Here is a 21,786-nt window from a genome sequence, read left to right on the forward strand (position 1 = left end):
AAAGAGGTAATACCATGATCGAAACTCTGAACGGATTGGTAGAAACAGTCAACTTTAAGCATAGTACATCAATAAAGCTATATGACAATGATGAGTATGAGGATTATCCCCCTCATTGGCATGCAGCAATTGAAATAATCATGCCCACCGATAATCTTTATTTCCTTAACTGCGCAGGAGATGATATCGTTTTAAGAGAGGGCGATATTATAATTATATGTCCGGGATGCATCCATTCCATAAAAGCGCCGGAAGCAGGCAAGCGTATTATTTTCCAGCCTGACACAACAGAGCTAAGATTCATGCACGAGGTTGAAAGTCTGATCAATATCATGTCACCTTATATAATTGTTACCCCTGAGGACTACCCTTGCATTTATGAGCATGCAAAATCCCTGCTTCTGGAAATAAACACTATATACAAAGAAAATTATTCATTTTCGGAAGTTGATATTTTCTGCAAGCTTCTTGATTTTTTGTCATGCATTGGCAAAAATTATGTCAACACGCGCAGTGTTGACGACACCCTGGATCATTCCAGAGGAGATGAGTATTTCGGAAAATTTATAGAAATCTGCGATTACCTCCAAGAGCACTGTTCTGAAGATCTTAGTCTGGATGATATTGCAAACAGAAGCGGTTTCAGTAAATTCTATTTTTCAAGAAGATTCAAACAGTTTACAAATGTATCTTTTTATAAATATGTGAATCAAAAAAGAATAGCGAAAGCAGAATCTTTTCTTACAGACCCCAGCAACTCCGTTACCGATGTTGCGTTAAGCTGCGGATTTCCATCATTATCTTCGTTTATTCGCATGTTTAAGATCATTAAGGGATGCACACCAACAGAATTCAGGAACATGTACTGGTGTGGTAAATAAAAAACGATCCTGTAATGGACACACGCAAGGCGAAACCAGGCTACCTTACAACACATGAGAGATTCCGCTTAGTGCTGCTTCGTTCCCGACCTGACACGGTTCGCAGGCTCTCATTGCATAAGACCCAATCCCGCACGAGCGTGCACCCGTTACAAGACCGTCATTTGTTTATAATACGCAGTTGTTGCGCAGTTGTCAACTATTCATTCCATTACTGTCCGTTGAATAAAGTATTTTTACAACCCACGATAATCAAAAGCCGGAATAAAGCTTTCCGAGTCGGTACCTTCTCCTTGGAAAAAGCCATTTTCTATTCCACAATCAATAGAATAATCCAATAATTTATCATACTCGGAAGCCTTTATTCCGGATAACAATTCAGGATAACTCTCAAGATTGCCGCAAGGGGTAAACTGGTTCATAATGCTGATATAAATCTTATTTCCAAATCGTTCGATCAGTTTACTTATAACCGCTTTGGAATCCTGAAGCTGACCTGGAAGCATAAGATGCCTTACTATAACTCCTCTTGTCATAAGCGGTCCTGTGTAGTCATCATCGGATTCTTCCATTAATGCATTATATTGCACCGCATTGATGCGTTTATTATGTCCATTTCCACACGCCTTGGCAAATTCCGGTTCTCCCACCTGTCTTAACATTTCTTCAATTGCATCCATTGCTATATCAAAGTACATAGGGGCATTACTGTATCGAATCGCAAGAGTATCTGAATAATACTTGCAATCAGGAAGATATATATCCACAAGTCCCTCAAGCATTTTTAATGTGTCAACATTTTCATAAGCACTCGTGTTGTATACCACTGGAATATCAAGTCCCTGATCATGCGCTTTCTCCAAAGCTAAAATTATTATCGGTACAAAATGTGTTGGCGTCACAAGATTTATATTTGATGCTTTCTGTTCCCGGAGTTCCAGAAAAATTTCCGCAAGCCGCTCAGGTGTTATTTTCTTTGCTATTTTCCCCGAAGCAATACTCTCATTCTGGCAAAAAACGCAGCGCATATTACACCCTGAAAAAAACACCGTTCCCGAGCCATTATCTCCCGATATACAAGGCTCTTCCCAAGCATGAAGATACGCTCTTGCCGCCGTAAGATGAGCCGTTTGACCACAATAGCCCATCTCTCCATCCATCCTGTTTACATTACATTTTCTTGGGCATATAGCACATTTTCTAAATAATTTTTCTGCATTACTACTGTATATTTCTTTAATCATTTTTCTTATCTGTATTTGTACAGTCCCCGGACCAATACCCTACTCCGATTCTTCCGCTAATTTTTGAGCTTCTCTTCTGGCTTCCTTTTCAGCTTTATTCCTCTTTCTTAGCTCTGTGAAAAATTCCTTCAATATATCGCTGCAGTTCTCTTCAAGAACCCCTCTTTTCACATCCACCTGATGATTAAATTCAGGATTCTCCAATATATTCAGTATTGAGCCTCCACATCCTGATTTTGGACTTGAAGCTCCCATAACCAATCTGGGAATTCTTGACTGAACTATAGCACCCGCACACATTTGGCACGGCTCAAGCGTAACGTAAAGCGTGCACTCCTCAAGTCTCCAATCACCCATCTTTTTGCATGCTTTTTTTATCGCAGTTATCTCTGCATGGCAAAGGACGGATTTATCCGTATTTCTTCGATTGTAACCTCTTCCTATGATTTTTCCTTCATATACAATCACACAACCTATCGGAACTTCACCTAAATCTATTGCTTTTCTGGCTTGTTTCAGTGCTGCTCTCATATATTTTTCATCAAGTTTTTCTTCTTCCGTCTTCACTTTTAGTTCAGGGTAATTCTTCATATTTTAATTCCTACCATTTTACTAGTATTTGAATTCTATTTTTGTTATTATTACTGTTAACATATCAATTTGAATCTGAAAGGACAACTCCGACCACAAATACTATATCTTATGTGTTTTTCAAAATATAACAAAAACTGCAGTGGTCGGTATCAAATATAATATATGAAAATATCAACAAAAGGAAGATATGCTTTAAGGGTTATGATTGATCTTGCCCTTCACAACACAGGTGAATACATATCCTTAAAAGACATATCCGCAAGACAGAATCTAACTGTCAAATATTTGGAACAGATAGTTTCTTCACTGGGAAAAGCAGGATTTCTGCAAAGCATGCGAGGAAACAGCGGCGGACACAGATTGGCAAAGAATCCGTCCGACATTCGAATCGGGGATATTCTGAGAACTATGGAAGGCGGCCTTGCCCCTATAGGATGTATACAGGGTGAAGAAGTCTCTTGCCCCAAAGTCAACGAATGTCCAACCATAGAATTCTGGGTGGGACTCGACAAAGTAGTCAATGATTATGTAAACAGCTATACTTTGCAGGATCTTGTGAAACAGACAAAGAGCCTTCAGGATCAAACTATAATTTAAAAAATGGGGCCGCCTAAAAAGACGGTCCCACCACCATTCATGACAAACATTAAGTTCGGCAATACCTCGATATATACTCTACTCTCCTCAAAATTGATTTGAGTCAACGTATTTCATATAGCTGAGTACCATGAGTGCTATTTTAAATGTCAAAGCCTCATCAAAAGTTCTTATATCAAGCCCTGTTGCTTTTTCAAGTTTTTCAATTCTGTATACAAGAGTATTTCTATGCACAAACAGTTGTCTTGAAGTCTCTGATACATTCAGATTGTTTTCAAAAAACTTATTTATTGTGTTTAATGTTTCCTCGTCCAGATTGTCCGGAATCTCCCGACCTCCGAATATCTCATCGATGAAAATTCTGCACAGATTGATAGGCAGCTGATATATTAATCTTCCAATCCCCAGCGTATTATAGGCAATTACATGCTTTTCCGCATAAAAGATTTTACCAACATCAAGCGCCATCTTGGCTTCCTTATAGGATTTACTTATATCCTTTAATTCATTAACAATGGTTCCGTATGAAACCCTGACATCAAGCATAGCTTCCGTATTCATCATATCAACAATTGTTGTTGCTATACTTTCTATATCCTCATATTTCTCATCGGATTTAAGTGCCTTAACCAAAATAACATTTGTTTCATCAACCGCTGTTACATAGTCTCCGTTCTGAGTTGCAAACATACTCCCAAGAAGCTCAGCAGCACCACTGTCTCTCTCTGCTCTGGTCTCAACAAGTATAATAACTCTTGGAACCGTTACATCTATCCTTAGTTTTTTTGCGCGATTGTAGATATCGATCAGAAGCAGGTTATCCAATAAGAGATTTTGGAAGAAATTGTTTCTATCATATTTTTCCTTATATGCCACTATAAGGCTCTGCAACTGGCTGACACATATTTTGCCAACCATATATGCATCTTCACCATGACCGGATGCAAGAAGAACGTAAACAAGCTCACCCTCATCTAAAATTTTTAATAGATGCATTCCTCCTATAACCTGGGAGTCAATTGGTGAATTCGCAAAATCCGAAACAAATTCCATATCAAAAGTAGGGGCTTCAATAGTTGCAGCTACAACTCTCCCCTTAAGATCCATAACGCTAAGCTGCACTCTCGTAATTGCAGAAAGTTCATCAATACTATTCTGAATAATCTGCGCTGTTATCATATAATTCTGCCTCCGGGAATTAAAAATCTTTGTAGGAATCGGGGTCTAAGTATGCATAACATGCCCGGTTCTGAACTAATAATAAAATAAAAAAAAGGGAGATGCAATGCATCTCCCTTCATAAATCAAATTAGTTTGTGATAACCTTTTCTGTCTCTTTGTCGAATACATGAATCTTCTCAACATCGAATGCAAACTTAACCTTATCACCAGGACGAGCTGTTGTACGTGAATCAACACGTGCTGTAACAGGGAATCCTGCAAGATCAAAGTAAAGGTAAACTTCTGCACCAAGAAGCTCGTATACGTTGATTGTTGACTCAAATACAGCCTTAGATGTGCTAACAACCATCTCTGAATCATCAACATCCTCGGGACGGATACCAAATGTAACTGTCTTTCCTGCATAACCGCCATCGATAACCTTCTTAGCCTTAGCCGGAGGAAGCTCGATTGACTGACCTGCAATCTTGAGGCAAGCCTTGTCGCCTGATACTTCAACTTCTGCATCAAGGAAGTTCATCTGAGGTGATCCCATGAATCCAGCTACGAAAAGGTTTGTAGGCTTGTCATAAAGGTTCTGAGGTGTATCAACCTGCTGAACAACACCATCCTTCATAACTACGATTCTTGTACCAAGTGTCATAGCCTCTGTCTGATCGTGTGTAACGTAAATGATTGTGGTACCAAGTCTCTGGTGAAGCTTAGCAATCTCAGTTCTCATCTGAACACGGAGCTTAGCATCAAGGTTTGAAAGAGGCTCATCCATAAGGAATACCTTAGGATTACGAACGATAGCACGACCCATAGCAACACGCTGTCTCTGACCACCGGAAAGAGCCTTCGGCTTACGATCAAGAAGGTTTGTAAGATCAAGGATCTTAGCTGCATCTTTAACCATCTTGTCAATCTCAGCCTTCGGAACTTTACGAAGCTTAAGTCCGAATGCCATGTTATCATATACTGTCATATGAGGATACAGAGCGTAGTTCTGGAATACCATTGCGATATCTCTGTCCTTAGGCTCTACATCGTTAACTACGCGATCACCAATCTTAAGTGTACCGGAAGAGATATCTTCCAGACCAGCGATCATACGAAGTGTTGTTGACTTACCACATCCTGAAGGTCCAACGAAAATGATGAACTCCTTATCCTGGATATCAAGATTGAAATTCTTAACAGCTTCAAAACCGTTAGGATATACTTTGCATACATTCTCAAGTGTCAAACTTGCCATTTTTATTTTCCTCCTCTTAGCAAACAAGTGGGACAATGTCCCTGACATAAAAAAGTATAGCCAAAGCGATTTGCTTTGGCTATGCAACTATTATACAAAGATTTCAACAATCGTTGTCAAAATTGCTTATTTACTTTTTGTTTATAAAATCTTTAGGAATTAATGCACAAATTTTATAAATTCTTGTGTGCAATTTGACCTTTTACTTTTTATCTCTTGCTTCCTGCATACGCTTAATAGCTGCCTGAAGTTCTTCATCATCGTCTTCTGTTCTTACTTCTTCATCAGCTTCAGCAACTTTAGGCTCAAATTTCTTAAACAGACCATTATACATAAGAGCCATAAGATATGAAGGTCCGGTAAATCCGAACATCACAAGGATAGGCACAATTCGTACGTCAAAGAAATATAAAAGCAAAATCGGAATAAGAGAAACCAATGCCATTCCAACCGTTCTTGGAAGTCCTAGGATTGAAAACATACACGCATTTTTCAAGGTATTCTTTATTGGATTCTCAAACCTTGACTGAAGCGGGAATATATAAAGAAAAACCATGTAAAGAATTAAAGATATGCCAAGCAATATATATACATATATTCCGGGAATATTACCTGCATTTGCTCTTATCCACAAAACATCCACCCCAATGATTCCCGCAATGGCAACTACGATTATCCAAAGGATTGTAGCCTGCTTGAAATTCTGCTTAAATGACTTCCAAAAGCCTTTAACAACATATGTTTCCTCTTCCCTTACCATCTTCAAAAGCACATAATGCATTCCTGTAAGCGCTGCACCACCTGTAAAAGGAATAATCATAAATACCAAAACCACAAGATTTAAAATCATGAGATCGGCAACCCTGTTAAGCACCCTCATAAAAGGGCTGTCTAAGTCAAAAAATTTTCCCATAATATCACTCTCCTATATAAGTAAAAATTATTTATTTTCCGATCTTTACCGGCTATTCATTTTTTTCCTTGCCGGCTTTTCTTCTCAAAAAAACGCTCAAGCATTACTATATCATGCTTGAGCGCTTATTGCATTTTAATTTTGAAAAATTACATAGCTATAGTCTTTTTTATCCAGGCAAGTTGATCAGCAAACACTGTCTCTCGCCCAATTTCCTGCTGAAGCTCGTGTCTCATTCCGTCATAAAGTTTAATTTCCAGATTTTGCAATCCAATCTGGTCTTTCCAAATACTAAACAGATGCTCTACACTCTTTCCGTACTCCCCGACAGGGTCCTCCTTGCCAGCAGTAAGAAGAATCGGAAGCTTTTTGGGTATATCATCCATCTTTGCTAAATCCTGAACTCGTGTAAGAAGTTCAAAAAGTGTTTCAAATCCATTTATTGTAAATACAAAGTTATCTTTAGGGTCACTTTCATATTTCTTTACGCTATCTTCATTATGAGAAAGCCAGTCAAATTTACTTCTGGGACTGGATATTCTACTATTATATGCCTTAAACGCCATGTTATTCATGAAGTTTGAGCGATGTTTTTCGCCAAAGAACGCACCCAGAATAGCGCACATTGTCTTACCCGACTTAATTGTACCGGGCGACTGCCATCCGGTTCCCTGAATAATAGCACCCTGTATACCGGTTCCATATCTGGTCAGATATTCTCTTGCAACAAATGAACCAAAACTATGTCCCAATAAAATAACAGGTATACCCGGGTAATCCTCCTGTGTCATTTTCTTAAGTCTATGGGCATCACGCAAAATTACCGTAGCAGGATCGTTCTTGCAAAAATAGCCATAAGGTACTCTGGTAGATACAGAATCACCGTGACCAAGATGGTCGTTTCCAATAACCATAATTCCATTATTAGCGAGATAATTCGCAAATTCATCATAACGGTCTATATATTCCTGCATACCATGAATAATCTGCAGAATTGCTATCGGCTTTTCATCCGGAATCCATCTTATAGCATGAATAGTGGTTTCACGATCTCTCGATTTGTAGGTAAGTTCCTCTTTACGTGCCATAATACCCCCTTAAGCAATAACCTGCTTTTTTACCTAAAATTTATATTTACATTTTAGCATAATATCGTCATTCATATTCTTAAAAATTCGTTAAATAGTAAATTTTTTTCAAAAAAGACCTGTTCCCATAAAGGAACAGGTCAAAACTTTAGCAAATAATTAAATTGATCAGCAAATCTCCGCTCCGGATGGCATAGCCTTCTCAGGAGTCATAAGCGCAAGATTGCCCTCTGCATCCTCTGCACAAAGAAGCATTCCTTCAGACTCTACACCGGCAAGCTTAGCAGGCTTTAAATTGACAAGAACCATTACCTTCTTTCCAACCATTTCCTCAGGTGAATAATATTTGCGAATACCTGAAACGATCTGCTTTGTCTGGCTGCCTATTTTTACCTGTGAGCAAAGAAGCTTTTTGGACTTGGGTACAGCTTCGCATGCGATCACTTCACCAACCTGGAACTGCATCTTCATAAAATCATCGAACGTAATCTCATCCTTTGCAGGAATATCTATACCTTCATCAGACTTTTCATCTGCTGTACTTTCCTCAGCTGTGCCAATAACTATTGCATTAGCTTCCTTAAGCATTCCGGCCTTTGTAAGATTTTCTTTTGCTTTTTTCTGAGACTCCATAAAATCAGCCTTCTGCTTTTCTGTAATTTTGGCAGCTTCAGCAAGAACTTCATTTAGGTCTTTTCTGGCAAAGCACTGCTCAGGAGCATCCGTTACCTTTGTGCCACTCTCATAAATTCCGAATGTTGATAATGTATCAAAATCACGGCTCTTTGTATTGAGCATGCCGAATATTTTTTCAGCTGTTCTGGGCATAAAAGGCTCCAGAAGACTTGCTCCGATCGTAATACCCTCAACAAGATTGTAAAGAACTGTTGAAAGTCTGTCTGACTGAGCCTCATCCTTTGCAAGATTCCAAGGCTCTGTCTCATCAATATATTTATTGCAGCGTTTAAATACTGTAAAAATCTCTGTAAGAGCATCAGCAACTCTAAGCTCTTCCATCTTCTTCTCTACCTTATCGTAAGCACCTGTACATACAGCCTTGAGATCAGCATCCACTCCGCCTTCAACATCCTTGTTTGCAACAATGCCGTCAAAGTACTTGTTTGACATAGCAATAGTACGATTTACAAGGTTTCCGAGTGTATTTGCAAGATCTGAATTGTATCTCTCAACCATGAGTTCCCATGTGATAACACCATCATTATCATAAGGCATTTCATGCAGAACAAAATACTTAACCGGATCTACTCCGAAAAGACTTACAAGGTCATCAGCATAGATTACGTTGCCCTTTGACTTACTCATCTTTTCTCCGCCCTGTAGAAGCCATGGATGTCCGAATACCTGCTTAGGAAGCGGTTCACCGAGTGCCAACAGGAAAATAGGCCAATAAATTGTATGGAATCTTATAATATCTTTTCCTATAAGATGAAGATCTGCAGGCCACCACTTTTTGTAGTCTTCACTACTGTTATCAACATCATAGCCAATACCTGTAATATAATTTGTCAAAGCATCAAGCCACACATAAACTACATGCTTTTCATCAAAACTTACAGGAATACCCCATTTAAACGATGTTCTTGATACACAAAGATCCTGAAGTCCCGGAAGAAGGAAATTATTCATCATCTCGTTTTTACGGGAAACGGGCTGAATAAATTCAGGATGTTCATTTATGTAATCAATAAGCTTAGGCGCATATTTGCTCATTTTGAAGAAATATGCTTCCTCTTCTGCAGGATGAACATCAGATCCACATTCAGGACACTTACCGTCTACAAGCTGAGATTCGGTATAAAATGCCTCGCATTCAGTGCAGTACATTCCCTTATAGGATCCTTTATAAATATCACCCTGGTCATAGAATTTCTTAAAGATCTTTTGTACCTGTTGTACATGATCCTCATCTGTGGTACGGATAAATCTGTCATAAGAAGTATCCATCATATCCCAGAGACTCTTAATGGTTCCGGCAACTCCATCTACAAATTCCTTCGGGCTGCTGCATCCTGCCTCAATTGCTCTTGTTTCTATTTTCTGGCCATGTTCATCAGAACCTGTCTGAAAATGAACATCATAGCCATCTTTTCTCTTGTACCTGGCAATAGCATCAGCAAGCACTATCTCATAGCTGTTGCCTATGTGAGGCTTACCTGATGTATATGCTATCGCAGTTGTAATATAATACTTTCCTTTGTTTTGCATCTATTGAAATCTCCTTAATATATTTACGTTCTTAATAACAGAGTATATCGCAGCCTGTCTCGGTAACAAGAACCTCAACTTCCCACTGTGCTGAAGGAGCACCGTCCTCTGTATAAACTGTCCAGTCATTCTCTTCGTCAACAAAAATGTTATCCGTTCCCATATTGATCATGGGCTCTATTGTAAATACCATTCCCGGAACCATGATCATCTCTGTTCCAGGCTTACTTACAAAGCTTACAAACGGCTCCTCATGGAATTCATTACCACAGCCGTGTCCACCGATTTCACGCACAACTGTATATCCGTTTTTTAAAGCATGCTGATGAACAGCATCGCCCATATTTCCTAGGGGAGTCCAAGGTATTACATTTTTTACCCCGATATCAACAGCTTCCTTTGTTACATCTACCAGTTTTTTCCATGCCGGATCCACATCTCCTATGCAAAACATTCGTGATGAATCCGAAAAATAGCCATTCAATATAGTAGAACAATCAACATTAATTATATCTCCATCCTGTAAAATATCATCGGGAGACGGGATACCATGACATACCATATCATTAATGGATGTACAAACACTTTTAGGAAATCCCTCATAATTTAGAGGCGCACAAATACCTCCCATTTTTCTTGTAACATCAGCAACGATATCATCTATATCCTGAGTTGACATACCTGCTTTTATTCTGTCACCAACTTCATCAAGACATGCCATATTAATCCTGGCACTTGCCTTTATTCCTTCTATATCTTTTTCAGTCTTTAAAAGAGAACGTTTTGGAACTATTTTCCCTTCTCTCTGCAGACTAATAATTTTTTCATCAAAAGCTTCATGGCAGGATTTGTATTTCTTTCCGCTTCCACACCAGCAAGGTGCATTTCTATCCATTTTTTTATACATTTTCAGTATTCGACCTTTCTCATCCTTAAAAGTTCACGTTTAAAGTCTATTATTTAGTATGCCTTTTAGGTTTGTTCTTGTCAACGAGCAGCTTCTTTTCCAATCTCCGATAAGGCCATTGCTGTAAGTAAATACATAAAAGTAGTGGCATAAACATGCTGAAAAAAGAAAATACTGCATGCCACATACCCTGAAAGCGACAAAAGAGCCATAAGTGCAAGCCTTGTTTTTCCTGCATTTTTCCATAATTTTGCAAAGGATGTGATAATAATTCCCATGTATGAGATGCAACCAACTATCCCATTTTCAATAAGCATGTTTAAATACTCATTATGAGCAACCATTAGATAAAAATTCCCGTACATAAGAATAAGCCTATCCTTAAGGTCTTCAAAAGAGTATATATTTTTTTCAAAGCACCCCTGCCCAAGGCCTACTATTTTTCGGACCGGGTTCATTCGCATAAATCCTGTAACGGCACATTTCCAGTTAAGACCTCTGTGTGTTCCCCAGTCATCGTCAAATCTAAGCATTCTTATATTTACCAGGGGTCCTGCCTTTTCGGGAGCCATAGTTACAATGACCATCATTACTATACCAGCCACAAGCGACATTCCCAATAATATTGAAACAACCGTAAAAATGTTTACCGCAAGGTGACTATTCCATTCTCTTTTATTTGAAAAGAAAATGTATGCATACGTAAGAATTGCCATTACAATTATCAAAATACCAATATGAGATTTTATTAAAGTATTTACGGCATCATTTTCATCAACAAACACAAATCTTTCATGATATAACCTAAAAACAGCTACATACGTTATTTCCGCACTTATTCCCCAACCTAAGAGTATTTCAGAATATCTTTTTAAAAGATCCCTGTCTCTTATGCAAATCCCCAGTAAAACAAAGAATTCCGCAATCATAACCGGAAATGCAGTATCACTCCCTATCATCCATAAGGAAATAAAAAGAATCATATTTACGACAAAAACAATCCCTCTTACTACTTTATTTTTTTCGTAAATGTATATACCCATACAGCATCCCATAAGACATGCTACGTACATTGTTGCCCAGTTTGTCTGTCCTAGTGTGGAAATAAATCCGGGGTACTTGTTTCCCATGTCAATCGGGTATATATCAAACCTGTTCAGAATTGTAAGGAGACTTGTCGTACTTATGCCAAAGAGAGCTGCCCACCAGATTATTTTCTTTTCTTTATAATAGTAGTAAACCAACAGCGTTGAAAACAGTATCAGCAGTTGCGAAAAGACCCCCATGTGCCAGCTGCCATTTCCCTCAAAAGATGTTTTTCGATCTATAGAAAATACAAAAGTAACTATATTAAAAAGCAGATGCAAGAGAATGAATGTTAAAGGAATGTCAGGCTTTTTCCTTATATTTCTGCCCTTTAAGCAGATGGTTTCAAATGTAAAAAAAACACCTCCGCACAGTATAATAAATGCCACTGATAAAAATCTGAATACCGAATATTTGGCGTTTGCTATATCTGCATATCCGTTCTGTTTATATAACGGAAGTAATACAAACAATAAAATTAAATAAATATGTGTAATATCAGCTCCAAAATCATGAATTACCTGTTCTGTAGAATTCTTAGTCTGTTTCAATGTGTATCACCCCGTATTTCTCTTTTTCCATGCAAAAATATTATAACTACACAGAAAAATGCAGGCAAGAATTACTCTCTACCTGCATTATAATTATATAAGTTCAATTAGTTTTTATTCAAAAACTTATGTATTATTATTTTCCTCCCGGAATCTTATATGACTTATGTAATTGAAGATTTTCACAATCAGGAGGTGAATTTACCAGTGAATCATTTCTCACTTTACAAGCGGCATTTCTGCAATCCCTACATCTGTAACCGGAATGATTTGAATACATTTTTTTGCATTCAAGCGAACAGAATGCATGGTTACTCTCTCTTGCCGTAAACATTCTGCCACAATTCATACAAATATTCCTTACATTGTGAGCCATAGTATCACCCCTGCCTAAATTGCAGATAATCCGAAATGAAATCACTTAAACAGCCACATTACTACAACCATATTATAAGATATTCAACTTATCTATAATCAGTATTTAGAGAAAGTTTATAGAAAGTTAAGTTTATCATTACTATTCATGGATATATCTGCTGTTCCTTAGACATCCGATACTAATATTATCTCATTTCACCAATCAGGGCTTTTACATTCTCTGTAATATTTCCATTAAACACTGCTGAACCTGCTACAATTACATTAGCTCCGGCCTCAACAGGTACATGAATGTTGTTTATTGTCACACCGCCATCAATTTCAATATCAGTATTTAATCCCATCTCGGTTATCATTTTTCTGGTAGCAACAATTTTCTCAGTACATTCATCAATATATTTTTGCCCGCCAAATCCCGGTTCAACTGTCATTATAAGAACCATGTCCAGATGTTCAAGATACGGCCTTAGTGCATAAACTGATGTTTTAGGTTTAATTGACATTCCGGCCTTTTTTCCGCAACTGTGAATTTTGTCGATAACTTCTCTCGGGTCAGAAGCAGCCTCAACATGAAAAGTAATTATGTCTGCTCCGCTTTCAGCAAACTCTTCTATATAACGTATCGGTTCTTCAATCATTAAATGAACATCATAGATTTGATTTGATGCTTTACGGATAGATTTAAGTACAGGCAATCCAAATGATATTGAAGGGACAAATATGCCATCCATAACATCAAAATGAAGATATTGCGCTCCTGCTTCCTCTGTTTTTGCTATCTGTTCCCCCAGTATTGTAAAATCCGCTGATAAAATGGATGGTGCTAAAATATTCATATTTTGCAATTCTCCGTAAATGATAAAAATGTTTCTTATCATCTGTTTTATAATCTCAAAACAAGCAACAGCCCACATATACCATATATGTGGGCTGCGAGTCAAGCCAAATGGATACGCTGTCATATCTGTTTGACATATGCTTTCGCAAGAATAAATCTTAAGCTAATCATTTCAAAAATTCTTTAACAGAATTATATACGCCCTCACCATCAAGGCCATACTTCTTAACAAGATCACCTGCTGATCCTGACTCACCGTAACGATCCTGCATGCCGATCTTCTTTACAACTGTAGGGCATTCCTCTGCAAGTACATCGCATACAGCACTACCTAGTCCGCCGATTACAGAATGCTCTTCCACTGTAACAACTTTTCCGGTTTTCTTCGCTGTTGCTACAACAAGCTCTCTATCAATAGGCTTTATTGTGCAGATGTTTATAACTTCTGCGCTTACACCTTCAGCTGCAAGCTTCTCAGCAGCTTCAAGAGCTGAACCAACGCCGATGCCGGTTGCAATAATACTTACATCTGTACCCTCACGAAGAACTGTTCCTTTACCAAGTTCAAACTTGTAATCAGGTCTGTCATTAACTACAGGACAAGCTGCACGTCCGAAACGGATATATACAGGACCTTCATGCTCAGCTGCTGCGCGAACACAAGCTCTTGCCTCAATATCATCTGCAGGACACATAACTACCATACCCGGGATTGTACGCATAAGCGCAAGATCCTCGTTACACTGATGGCTTGCTCCATCTTCACCAACTGTGATTCCGGCATGTGTACCACCAATCTTTACATTGAGATGGGGATATCCGATTGAATTACGAACCTGCTCAAAAGCACGTCCGGTTGCAAACATTGCGAATGTGCTGACAAAAGGAATCTTTCCTGTTGTTGCAAGTCCTGCTGCTATACCCATCATGTTGCACTCTGCGATACCACAGTCGATATGACGATCGGGGAATTCCTTTTTAAACCAGCCTGTTCTGGTTGCTGCTGCAAGGTCTGCATCAAGTACAACCACCTTGTCATTAACCTTTGCAAGCTCTATAAGTTCTTTACCATAGCTATCTCTGGTAGCTATCTTCTTAACTTCGCTCATTTTAACCTCCTACTTACGCTTCAAGTGCCTGTCCGATCTTTTCAAGATCTTCCATAGCCTTTGCATACTCTTCATCATTAGGTGCTACACCATGCCATGAAACCTGATTTTCCATAAAGGATACACCCTTACCCTTTGTTGAGTGTGCAATGATTGCAGTAGGCTGACCCTTTGTTTCTCTGGCTTCCTTGAAAGCTGCTCTGATAGCATCAAAATCATGTGCATCTATATTGATTACATGGAAGTTAAATGCTTCAAACTTTTTGTCAATAGGATAAGGTGAGCAAACCTGATCAACAGGTCCGTCAATCTGAAGACCGTTGTTATCTACAATAACAACAAGGTTATCAAGCTTTCTGAAACCGGCAAACATTGCTGCTTCCCAAACCTGACCCTCTTCAATCTCACCATCACCCAAAAGGGTATATGTTCTGAAATCTTTATTATCAAGCTTTGCAGAAAGAGCCATACCGCAAGCAACTGAAATACCCTGTCCGAGTGAACCTGATGACATATCCAGTCCGGGAAGATACTGCATGCTGGGATGTCCCTGAAGTCTTGAGCCAAGCTTTCTGAGTGTCTTTAGCTCCTCTACCGGGAAATATCCACGCTGAGCCATTACTGAATAAAGACCGGGTGCTGTATGTCCTTTTGAAAGTACAAAACGATCACGATCTGCCTTTACAGGGTCCTTAGGATCGATGTTCATTTCTTCAAAATACAGATATGTATAAATATCTGCTGCTGACAGTGATCCGCCCGGGTGTCCGGCACCTGCTGCATGAACCGCTGTGACTATGCCCTTGCGGACTTCGTTTGCAATTTTCTGCAATTCTTTGTTCGTCATAATTCCTCCACTTCCTTTTTACAATATCTTTAAAATTTGAAGTTATGTTCCGCATAATGCGGCATAACGTATTTGAACCATGAAGTATGCCGGGCGGGGTAATTTCCAGCCCGGCGATTACTAATTTAGCATAATTAAAAATATGAGTCTACCGCATTTTTTGCGGTGTTTTTGTTAAAAAATGCTTTTATATAAATATTTCTATTTTTGTCCATAATAAGCATTAGCACCATGTTTTCTGTAATAGTGCTTATCCTGAAGTTCCATAGGTGCAGGCATAACTCTTGGATTAATAACTTCACATCTGTATGCCATTTTTGCAACCTCTTCCGTTACTACAGCATTGTGAACAGCTTCATGTGCATCCTTGCCCCAGGAAAAGACTCCGTGATTTTTACACAGAACAGCGGGAACCGCTATAGGATCCTTACCCATTCTGTTGAATTCGTTAACAATAAGATGTCCTGTGTTCTCCTCGTACGCATCTTCAATCTCATCTTTGTTAAGGCATCTGACACAAGGAATTTCTCCATAAAAATAATCTGCATGTGTTGTACCATAGCACGGAATTGATCTTCCTGCCTGTGCCCAGCTTGTTGCATAGGACGAATGTGTATGCACTACACCGCCAACCTCTTTAAAAGCCTTGTAAATCTCTACATGGGTTGGTGTATCGGAGGAAGGATTGAGCTTTCCTTCAACCTTTTCTCCATCAAGGTTCATGACAACCATATCATCCGGAGTCATTGTTTCATAATCAACACCGCTTGGCTTAATAACAAAAAGACCTGATTCTCTGTCAATAGCACTCACATTTCCCCATGTGAATGTTACAAGCCCGTATTTAGGAAGCAAAATGTTCGCTTCGTATACTTTCTTTTTAAGTTCTTCTAACATTTTTATCTCCTTTTTGAAAATCCCCTGTTTCATTTAAGCTAATAATGTCACAGCAAAACTGCTGCTTTTAAGAAATCGCATTTACTGCAGCTCTTTCAATTTCAAGACCTGCCTTATAATCCAGCATAAATTTATCAAAGCCTTTAACGTCCTCATCTACAGGATCGCAGGTTTCCACTTTTCCTTCTTTGAAAACCTTATTGTTAAGATACTGTTCAAGTGTCTCTCCATCCTGCTTATTAAGCATAAAGCCTGCAAGAATTGCCTGACCCCAAGGACCACCTTCACCTGCTGTCTCCATAAGTTTTATTGGTGTGTCAAGTGCTGCTGCCATTACCCTGTCACCAACACCTCGGATTTTAAAGAAGCCACCCTGTCCAAAGAAGAAATCTGCCTTAACATTCTCTTCTTTCATAAGAATATCATTACCAACCTTTAATGCTCCAAGCGCAGTGTAAAGATGTGTTCTCATAAAGTTTGCAAGGTTCATCTTAGCATCAGGTCTTCTGACAAACAGTGGTCTTCCTTCATTGAAACCGGTAATACTCTCCCCGGAAAAATAATTGTATGCAAGAAGTCCGCCACAATCCGCATCGCCCTCCATTGCTTTTCTGTAAAGTGTTCCATACAATGTATCATCGTCTATATCTGAGCCTGTAGCCTTTGCAAATTCTCTGAAAAGTCCAACATAAGCATTTAAGTCAGATGTACAGTTGTTGCAGTGAACCATAGCTACCTGTTCACCCGAAGGTGTTGTTACAAGATCAAGCTCAGGATATGCTTTTGAAAGATCATGCTCAAGTACAACCATTGAAAATACTGATGTTCCGGCTGAGATATTACCTGTTCTCACCCCAACGGAGTTTGTAGCAACCATGCCTGTTCCCGCATCTCCCTCAGGAGGACAAACCGGTATACCTGCCTCAAGCGTTCCTGTAGGATCCAGTTTTTTAGCACCTTCAGTTGTAAGTTCACCTGCCTTTGCACCTGCTGGAAGTGACTTTGGAAGAATGTCACGAAGTTTAAAGGAAAAGCCTTTCTCTTTGGTAAGTTCATCAAACTGACCAACCATTTTTTCGTTATAGTCGCATGTAGCTGAATCAATCGGGAACATTCCTGATGCATCACCCACTCCAAGCACCTTCTCGCCGGTAAGCTGCCAATGAATATATCCTGCAAGAGTTGTAAAGAAATCAACTTTTTCCACATGCTCTTCCCCATTAAGCATTGCCTGATACAGATGAGCAATACTCCAACGCTGAGGAATATGATAACCAAACAATTCTGTAAGTTCATCAGATGCTTTTTCTGTAATAGTATTTCTCCATGTTCGGAAAGGAACGAGAAGATTTCCATCTTTATCAAAAGCCATGTAGCCATGCATCATTGCAGAAAATCCCATGGCGCCGATTGTGGTAAGCTTTTCACCATACTGTTTTTCCACATCTTCAACCAGACCTTTATAGCAGTCTTGAAGACCGTTCCAGATATCATCCAAAGTATATGTCCAAATGCCATTATCAAGTCTGTTTTCCCAACTGTGTGAACCCTGTGCGATCGGATTATTGTCCATATCTGTAAGAACAGCTTTTATTCTTGTTGATCCAAACTCAATTCCCAATAGTGTTTTGCCATCTGCGATGGCCTGTTTTGCATTTCCCATACTAGTCTCTCCTTTTTTCCTCGCCCGGGGCGATTAAGTATTTTTATAAATTCTGAGCTATTTTATTGCTCTTACTGAACCTCTGACAGTTATTTCCTCATCAAATTCATATGTAGCCGAAAAACCGGGATGATGAATAAGTCTGATAAGATTGTCTGCTGCCCTCTCACCAAGCTTCTCCTTAGGATGCGGAATAGAATCTAACGGAGGTCTGGTATACTTTGCCAAATCGGAATCATCCATGCTGACAATTGATATTTCATCCGGAATCCTTATTCCATTCTCCTTAAGAATCTCCATTACCATGGAAGCCATTTCATCGTTATAGCAAAAAACTGCCGTGCATCCTGAAAGTCTCGCCCAGATCTTATCCTTTATAAGCTCTTCTCTTTTCAAATCCTCTGTATCAAGCCAGATAATATTTGCATCTTCCGGTGAAATACCTCTCTCGGAAATCGCCTCCTGATATCCGCTGTATCTGTCGAACCCCTGTCTGTCATCAAGTTTCAAAACACAGCCAATTTTCGTATGTCCGTTATCCAACAGGCTTTTTACCGCTTTGTAAGCACACTTTTTATCATTCATTGAAACATGCGGTATATTTCTATTGCTCTCAGGGTCCCATATACCCGATAGCTCCGGATAATAGCTGTTCATAAAAAGAATCGGGATTCTCATACCCGATATCTTCAGCAAAAGATCCGTATTGGGTGTAGGCAAAGCGCTTCTTGTAGGCTCCAGTATAATTCCCGCTACTTCATCCTTTTCTATAATTTCCGAAAGTATCTCCCGTTCCCTTATTGACGAATTGTTTGTAAAGAAAAGTTGTACAGAATAACCCAGTTCTCGCAACTTATTCTCTATTCCCTGTATTGTCTTTGGAAATATGTAACTATCCACATAAGTTGTTATAACTGCTATTCTGTTACGCTCTCCGCTTCTTACTCTTTCATCCGTGACATAAGTTCCGCTTCCGCGCTCTGCAGTAAGAATACCTTCCTGTACAAGTATTCCTATAGCATGCCTGACTGTCTGTCTGCTTATATTAAATTGTACACAAAGGTCATTCTCTGACGGTATCTTATCTCCCGGTGATAACGTACCACTACTCACCTGCTTAGTGATCCAGTCTACAACCTCCTGATATTTTGCCACGTATTCCCCTCCGAAAAGGATGTTCTGCATTAACATTGATAATAATTCAATGAACTACGAACATACTATTACACCTGACATTCATAATTATGTCCGGTGATTACATATATCATATCCAAGTTGTATAGACTGGTCAATCAAATTTGTATTGTGATTTTGTACAAGTTTTCAAAGTTGTATATGTACAAGTTGACCTTTATCATTTGACAAAGTAGTGACGTCCCAGCCATTTTGAAATGCCATCAAGGCCCGGGTACACGATTCTTTCTGAGATATTCTGATGATCAAGCATATCTCGAACCTCCCAACGAAGATTCTTATCAATGATATACTTGGTTGTAAGATTTGTATTTGCGTCAAGAAATCCCTGTATATCCTCCATTTTACTTGGAATTACAGAGAAAAAAGAATACTGATTAACAATACGAAGATCTACTGAAGGTGGTTCAATAATAAGCATGGCTTTATCTCCCATGTCTTCGTCGTACTCTTCAAGAGATCCGCAAACGTCCTGAAGCATATCTACTGTAAACACGGTTGTATTGAATTTGCTTGCTATGTCCTTATATTTTTGAGGCAAAATATCATGAAGCTCATGAATATCTATTCGCCATACAACGCTGTCATGCGTAGACATCTCATCCATATCATTTTCTGTTACCGAAAAATGAAGAGCCATTAATGGAGAATATGACCAGTCAAGTAGTCTTGTAGGCAAGCCATGATGTTGTCCGAAAATCATCTGACGCCATACCGATCTCTCAATAGTAGGAACTTCCAGTGCGGCGTATTTTGTAAAATTGCGAAGTATGCAAGGCTCAAGCTCTTTCCTTTTATTTTTGCAATTACGCATCAGGCTTGTTGTAAGTGGAAATTCGGAATTGGGCTGCCCTCTGTATATATACAGATTTCTGTTTCTCCCAAGATCCTCCCTGTATTCCTGCTCGGATATCATTCTGAAAAGAGAATCCATGTCCTCAATTCTGACTGTATTTATCATATGTTTTCCCTCTCTATTCCGACCTAAGGGTTGCTAAAAATCAAAGGGATTTATGCTTAGCAACAACAGAAAGCTAAACGTCCCCGCTGCAGTGGATTCCTTAAGTCATTCCACTATTTTCACAAGCTATTTAATACTGTCTACAAAGTTGTTTTATCTCTCGAAAAAAATAATACTTCTTATATGTATATTCTATCAAATAGGCCGCTTGTTTCCCATGCTTATGTATTGTTCAAAAACGAATTATTCATATTTCACCAATTATAGAGTTCCATTTTGCACAAATATCTGTAATAAAATTTCAATATATATGTTAGTATTTTTATTACAAAAACTATTTTTATTATACATTCACAAATTTAGGAGGACATCTATATGTCAGGTAAACTAAAAGAAAAAGCAAGCGACATAGGCAAAATGATTTTGCCAGCATTTATTGGCATTTTTATCATTTTGGTCGCCATGGGGTCATTTTACAATGTCAGTGAACAGGAACAGGCAATTGTTACCCAGTTCGGTAAAGTAATCGCAACAAATTCTGCTGGGCTATACTTCAAAATTCCTTTTATACAGGCCGTACATAAGGTAGATATGACTACTCACGGTATAGGAATCGGGTATGTTATTGATAACAACGGCCAAAACATAACAATTGATGACGAAGGAATCATGATTACCTCCGACTTTAATTTTGTTGACATTGATTTTTATCTGGAATACAAGGTGAGTGATCCTGTTGCATATTTTTATAATACGAGCGATCCTGAAGATATTATGAAAAACATGGCGCTTTCCTGTATCAGATCTACTGTCATTAATTACCCTGTCGATGAGGTAATAACGACAGCAAAAGGACAGATTCAATCAGACGTTAAGGAAAAGCTTCAGACTAAACTTCAGAATGAAAATGTAGGTCTCTTGGCAGTTAATGTATCCATACAGGATGCCGAGCCCCCGACGGACGAAATCAAGCAGGCTTTTAAAGCAGTAGAGACTGCCAAGCAGGGAAAAGAGACAGCTGTCAACAACGCCAAAAAATATCAGAGTGAACAGGTCCCCGCAGCAGAAGCAGAAGCAGACCGAATCATCCAAAATGCAGAAGCTGAAAAAGCATCACGTATCGCAGAAGCAGAAGGACAAGTCACCAAATTTAACAGCATGTATGAGGAATACAGTAAGTATCCTCTTATTACAAAGCAAAGAATGTTTTATGAGACAATTGAAAATGTTCTCCCCGGAACAAAGCTTATTATCACAGATGGAAAGACGCAGGAAGTCATGCCTATAGAAAGCTTTACTGACTACAATTCCGGTATCGCAAGTGCAGCCATGGAAGCAGCTAATGATAGTTCTTCATCTACTGATGTCGATTCAAGCAGCAACAACAATTAAA

Annotated in this window: 19 protein-coding genes and 1 other RNA gene; 3 read left to right on the plus strand and 17 right to left on the minus strand. The window is 38.9% G+C overall.

What is annotated here, in order from left to right:
- Positions 1 to 14 precede the first annotated feature (14 nt).
- Positions 15 to 881 (plus strand): helix-turn-helix domain-containing protein, encoded by an 867-nt coding sequence (locus BV60_RS0116680; protein WP_029323572.1) that lies wholly within the window; start codon positions 15 to 17, stop codon positions 879 to 881.
- Between the two features lie 30 nt (positions 882 to 911).
- Here the strand turns inward: BV60_RS0116680 and ffs are convergent.
- The 3 genes from ffs to tadA form a co-directional block, all read right to left on the minus strand.
- Positions 912 to 1,011, minus strand: an RNA gene (gene ffs, locus BV60_RS22845) — signal recognition particle sRNA small type.
- A 106-nt stretch (positions 1,012 to 1,117) separates the two neighbouring features.
- Positions 1,118 to 2,125, minus strand: a complete 1,008-nt coding sequence (locus BV60_RS0116685) for a radical SAM protein (protein WP_051656814.1) — start codon at positions 2,123 to 2,125, stop codon at positions 1,118 to 1,120.
- A 39-nt stretch (positions 2,126 to 2,164) separates the two neighbouring features.
- On the minus strand, positions 2,165 to 2,716 hold the full coding sequence (gene tadA, locus BV60_RS0116690) for a tRNA adenosine(34) deaminase TadA (protein ID WP_035777297.1): 552 nt from the start codon (positions 2,714 to 2,716) through the stop codon (positions 2,165 to 2,167).
- 165 nt (positions 2,717 to 2,881) lie between these two features.
- Here tadA and BV60_RS0116695 point away from each other — a divergent pair, with 165 nt between their 5' ends.
- Positions 2,882 to 3,316, plus strand: coding sequence for an RrF2 family transcriptional regulator (locus tag BV60_RS0116695; RefSeq protein WP_029323578.1), 435 nt, complete (start codon positions 2,882 to 2,884; stop codon positions 3,314 to 3,316).
- Positions 3,317 to 3,403: 87 nt separating this feature from the next.
- Here BV60_RS0116695 and BV60_RS0116700 read toward each other — a convergent pair whose 3' ends face one another.
- From BV60_RS0116700 to BV60_RS0116770, 14 genes are all read right to left on the minus strand, one after another.
- Positions 3,404 to 4,495, minus strand: a complete 1,092-nt coding sequence (locus BV60_RS0116700; protein ID WP_029323579.1) for a PucR family transcriptional regulator — start codon at positions 4,493 to 4,495, stop codon at positions 3,404 to 3,406.
- A gap of 130 nt (positions 4,496 to 4,625) precedes the next feature.
- A complete protein-coding gene (locus tag BV60_RS0116705) occupies positions 4,626 to 5,735 on the minus strand; it encodes an ABC transporter ATP-binding protein (RefSeq protein ID WP_029323580.1) in 1,110 nt (369 codons plus the stop codon).
- Positions 5,736 to 5,937: 202 nt separating this feature from the next.
- Positions 5,938 to 6,648 carry a YesL family protein gene (locus BV60_RS0116710; protein WP_051656815.1) on the minus strand — a complete coding sequence of 237 codons (711 nt, stop codon included), beginning with the start codon at positions 6,646 to 6,648 and terminating at the stop codon, positions 5,938 to 5,940.
- A 149-nt stretch (positions 6,649 to 6,797) separates the two neighbouring features.
- Positions 6,798 to 7,736: an alpha/beta fold hydrolase gene (locus tag BV60_RS0116715; RefSeq protein ID WP_029323582.1), complete on the minus strand. Its 939-nt coding sequence runs from the start codon at positions 7,734 to 7,736 to the stop codon at positions 6,798 to 6,800.
- A gap of 168 nt (positions 7,737 to 7,904) precedes the next feature.
- Positions 7,905 to 9,962, minus strand: a complete 2,058-nt coding sequence (metG, locus tag BV60_RS0116720) for a methionine--tRNA ligase (protein ID WP_029323583.1) — start codon at positions 9,960 to 9,962, stop codon at positions 7,905 to 7,907.
- 31 nt (positions 9,963 to 9,993) lie between these two features.
- Positions 9,994 to 10,869: a methionyl aminopeptidase gene (locus tag BV60_RS0116725; protein WP_029323584.1), complete on the minus strand. Its 876-nt coding sequence runs from the start codon at positions 10,867 to 10,869 to the stop codon at positions 9,994 to 9,996.
- An 80-nt stretch (positions 10,870 to 10,949) separates the two neighbouring features.
- Positions 10,950 to 12,506, minus strand: coding sequence for an O-antigen ligase family protein (locus tag BV60_RS0116730; protein ID WP_029323586.1), 1,557 nt, complete (start codon positions 12,504 to 12,506; stop codon positions 10,950 to 10,952).
- Between the two features lie 563 nt (positions 12,507 to 13,069).
- Positions 13,070 to 13,720 carry a ribulose-phosphate 3-epimerase gene (gene rpe / locus BV60_RS0116740; protein WP_029323590.1) on the minus strand — a complete coding sequence of 217 codons (651 nt, stop codon included), beginning with the start codon at positions 13,718 to 13,720 and terminating at the stop codon, positions 13,070 to 13,072.
- Between the two features lie 169 nt (positions 13,721 to 13,889).
- Positions 13,890 to 14,831, minus strand: a complete 942-nt coding sequence (locus BV60_RS0116745; RefSeq protein WP_029323592.1) for a transketolase family protein — start codon at positions 14,829 to 14,831, stop codon at positions 13,890 to 13,892.
- Between the two features lie 13 nt (positions 14,832 to 14,844).
- Positions 14,845 to 15,678 (minus strand): transketolase, encoded by an 834-nt coding sequence (locus BV60_RS0116750; protein ID WP_029323594.1) that lies wholly within the window; start codon positions 15,676 to 15,678, stop codon positions 14,845 to 14,847.
- A gap of 201 nt (positions 15,679 to 15,879) precedes the next feature.
- Positions 15,880 to 16,575: an L-ribulose-5-phosphate 4-epimerase gene (locus tag BV60_RS0116755; RefSeq protein ID WP_029323596.1), complete on the minus strand. Its 696-nt coding sequence runs from the start codon at positions 16,573 to 16,575 to the stop codon at positions 15,880 to 15,882.
- A gap of 67 nt (positions 16,576 to 16,642) precedes the next feature.
- Positions 16,643 to 18,238: a xylulokinase gene (locus BV60_RS0116760; protein ID WP_029323598.1), complete on the minus strand. Its 1,596-nt coding sequence runs from the start codon at positions 18,236 to 18,238 to the stop codon at positions 16,643 to 16,645.
- A 57-nt stretch (positions 18,239 to 18,295) separates the two neighbouring features.
- Positions 18,296 to 19,393, minus strand: coding sequence for a GntR family transcriptional regulator (locus tag BV60_RS0116765; RefSeq protein ID WP_029323600.1), 1,098 nt, complete (start codon positions 19,391 to 19,393; stop codon positions 18,296 to 18,298).
- Positions 19,394 to 19,592: 199 nt separating this feature from the next.
- On the minus strand, positions 19,593 to 20,393 hold the full coding sequence (locus tag BV60_RS0116770; RefSeq protein ID WP_029323602.1) for an FRG domain-containing protein: 801 nt from the start codon (positions 20,391 to 20,393) through the stop codon (positions 19,593 to 19,595).
- Between the two features lie 375 nt (positions 20,394 to 20,768).
- On the opposite strand from BV60_RS0116770, the gene hflK reads away from it, so the two are divergent.
- Positions 20,769 to 21,785: an FtsH protease activity modulator HflK gene (hflK, locus tag BV60_RS0116775; protein WP_035777300.1), complete on the plus strand. Its 1,017-nt coding sequence runs from the start codon at positions 20,769 to 20,771 to the stop codon at positions 21,783 to 21,785.
- The last annotated feature ends 1 nt before the right edge of the window (position 21,786 follow it).

This window comes from Butyrivibrio sp. AE3004, from assembly GCF_000703165.1.
In the GTDB taxonomy this organism is placed as follows: domain Bacteria; phylum Bacillota; class Clostridia; order Lachnospirales; family Lachnospiraceae; genus Butyrivibrio.